Origin of the sequence: Aliikangiella maris (assembly GCF_040719265.1) — a bacterium.
In the GTDB taxonomy this organism is placed as follows: domain Bacteria; phylum Pseudomonadota; class Gammaproteobacteria; order Enterobacterales; family Kangiellaceae; genus Aliikangiella; species Aliikangiella maris.
The window spans coordinates 1-2,395 of record NZ_JBFDAH010000083.1 but is presented as its reverse complement, the minus strand read 5'-3'; the positions used below and the strand labels follow the sequence as shown (position 1 = coordinate 2,395).

Below are 2,395 nucleotides of genomic sequence, written 5' to 3'. Positions count from 1 at the left end.
GTGAACCAGAAAATAACGGAAACACTGGTCTAGGTGAAAAGGCTAAGACGGCTGATAAAGTTGAACAGGGAGTGAATGATAAGGATAATGTGGGTGATGGGTTGAGCACCAGTCAGACAACAGAACAGCAAGTCGATGCTTTTTATGATGAGTTAGGCGATACACTCGTAAATGCGGGCGAATTAGCCATAGGGAATTTGCCTACGGATTTGGCTAATTTAGTACCCGATTGGTTAGAGCGATTTACTCACAGTGAGCCAGGAGAGTTTGGGCGACTAGATCCTCTCGTCGATCCAATAAACGAAGTAGCTGTTGAGGCATCTAAAGATATTCGGGTTGCTGTCGGTGGTGTACTGATACTTACTCCAGTAAAGTTAGGAAAAGTACCACTTTCAGTTCAAGCTATTGCTGAAAATCCAGGAGTCATTTGGGGGCGTTCCGTATCTGAAATATTAAAAGTATTTAAAAGTGAAGGATTCGGAGTCTCTATCAAGCAGTCTACGAGAGGTTCTGGAAATGCTACCCTTATTAAAATACAAGGACATAAAACTATTCAACAAATCCAAGTTCATGCTGGCGGTGGTCGCCATGGAGGTTCTTATTATAAAGTCTCTACTACTAGTCAAGGTAAGATCTGGGTTGTTAATCCAAAGACTTTTAGGGTTTTGGATGGACAGAAAGGAGCAATTATAAATGGGCCCCCACAATGATGATTAATGAAAAAATGGCTTGGGCCCTTCAAGCCTTGGCGCAGCCATCAGAACAGCAACTGAACTTGTTTCCTGATTTCGCTAACGCGGCTGATGAGTTAGCTCTAAGCTGGGAGGAAGTTATCGAAGATGAAGATTTGTCAGGGCTAAGTGAAAGTCAAAAAAAAGCCTTAAGTGTACTTGATGAGTATATTGTTTCGATAAGCGGGAAGAAGAATGCTCACTTATGGACCAATGAAGCCCTTAAAAATAACATTGAATGGAGTAAGATTAGGGCGCTTGCAAGTGCTGCTATTGAAGAGTTAGGTTGGCAAAAAGTGAATCTAAAACCTAGCAAATGGGCAATTTATGTAGATAGCAATCAAGCAGACTAAGTGAAGTCCAACTCAAAACCACCTCACATGACCCTGTAAATTATTTTGTGTAACTGACAATTTACGCTGAGTGGGGACACCCCTGACTTTTAAGCCTTGTTCCGATGAACAAGGCTTTTGAGTTTTTAAAGCGTTGTAATCGCCTCCCGCCAACGCCGATTAAGCGGCTGGGTATAACCAAATCGCAAATGGGGCAAGGCATACAAAGCCAGTTGAATATGATTGGCTTGCTGGCCGAGTAACACCATCTGAATGGGCGGCTCAAAGTGCGGTGCGGCTTCTGGATAACAGCGGGAAGTTGAGTCTGGCACAATGGTTAATGGCTCCTGCCAATGCCACTGGATTTGCCTGAAATAAGAATAAGGCTGCAAGGCAAAATTGTATTGTGGCAGGGTTTTATCAGTAAATTCATGACAGCCGGGGGCTGTTTGCGTAAAATTGCATTNGCAAAATTGTATTGTGGCAGGGTTTTATCAGTAAATTCATGACAGCCGGGGGCTGTTTGCGTAAAATTGCATTTAGTCATAGTAACCTCTTTGTCAGGTTGTTGTGATTAGCTGGCTGTTTGGGCTGCAACCCATTCAGTCAGCGCTTAAGTTTTTTAGCCAGATTGTTGTTGTAAAACCGTATCCAGCATCTCAGTTACAAATCGTTGCTTCGTCCGTGGTAGTTGTTGGATCTGAGCAATCTGCTGTTCTAATTTTGATGTGGGTCCTCGTTTCTTTTTAACTGCCGACTGTTCACCGATTAGCTCATCAATCGACACCATTAGTTTTTTAGCCAATGGTAATAGCATGGAAACGGCGATCCTTAAATGTCCTCCTTCATAGTGTGCCATTGTCTGTTGTGAGATCCCCAGGAACTCAGCTAATTGAACCTGAGTCAGGTTCTGAGCTTTACGATATTGAGCAATGCGTTGCCCTAAAGCTTGATAATAATCTTTATCTTGTGGCGTCATGTGATTCACCAGTTTCTGAATTAACGCCATTAGTTTACCCCCTGTTTTAGAAATCAGAGTTGACAATACTCTAAAATAGAGTACTCTGCAACAGAGTTATTTAGTTGATTTAGGTCTTGACAGGTTTTTTAGGGGAAAGCGAGTTATGCCACGTATTAAAAACGAGGTTATCGACAAGTTAAAAAATGAAGTCTCACTGGTTCGGCTGATGGAGAGTCAGGGCTTTGTGTTTAAACCGCATGGTGTAGTTTACTTTTTTACCATCATACTTCTTGCCAATTTCTTTATCATAAGATTGTGCAAGAATTAAACGACTTTACCCAATTAACATCGTCCGCTTTTTAGTGCTTGCC

The 2,395-nt window shown here is 42.1% G+C and carries 4 protein-coding genes; 2 read left to right on the top strand and 2 right to left on the bottom strand.

The genetic code is table 11. From position 1 onward, the window contains the following. On the top strand, positions 1-710 hold a 710-nt coding region (locus ABVT42_RS22045; protein WP_367024491.1), incomplete at its 5' end, for a hypothetical protein. Then, complete coding sequence (locus ABVT42_RS22040; protein WP_353898008.1) at positions 707-1,084, top strand: hypothetical protein; 378 nt, start codon at positions 707-709, stop codon at positions 1,082-1,084. The genes ABVT42_RS22045 and ABVT42_RS22040, both read left to right, overlap by 4 nt. A gap of 125 nt (positions 1,085-1,209) precedes the next feature. Here the strand turns inward: ABVT42_RS22040 and ABVT42_RS22035 are convergent, their stop codons facing one another. Together ABVT42_RS22035 and ABVT42_RS22030 are read right to left on the bottom strand one after the other, a co-directional pair. Then, a complete protein-coding gene (locus ABVT42_RS22035) occupies positions 1,210-1,395 on the bottom strand; it encodes a hypothetical protein (protein ID WP_367024489.1) in 186 nt (61 codons plus the stop codon). A gap of 290 nt (positions 1,396-1,685) precedes the next feature. Continuing rightward, on the bottom strand, positions 1,686-2,072 hold the full coding sequence (locus ABVT42_RS22030; RefSeq protein ID WP_353898010.1) for a helix-turn-helix domain-containing protein: 387 nt from the start codon (positions 2,070-2,072) through the stop codon (positions 1,686-1,688). Between the last annotated feature and the right edge of the window lie 323 nt (positions 2,073-2,395).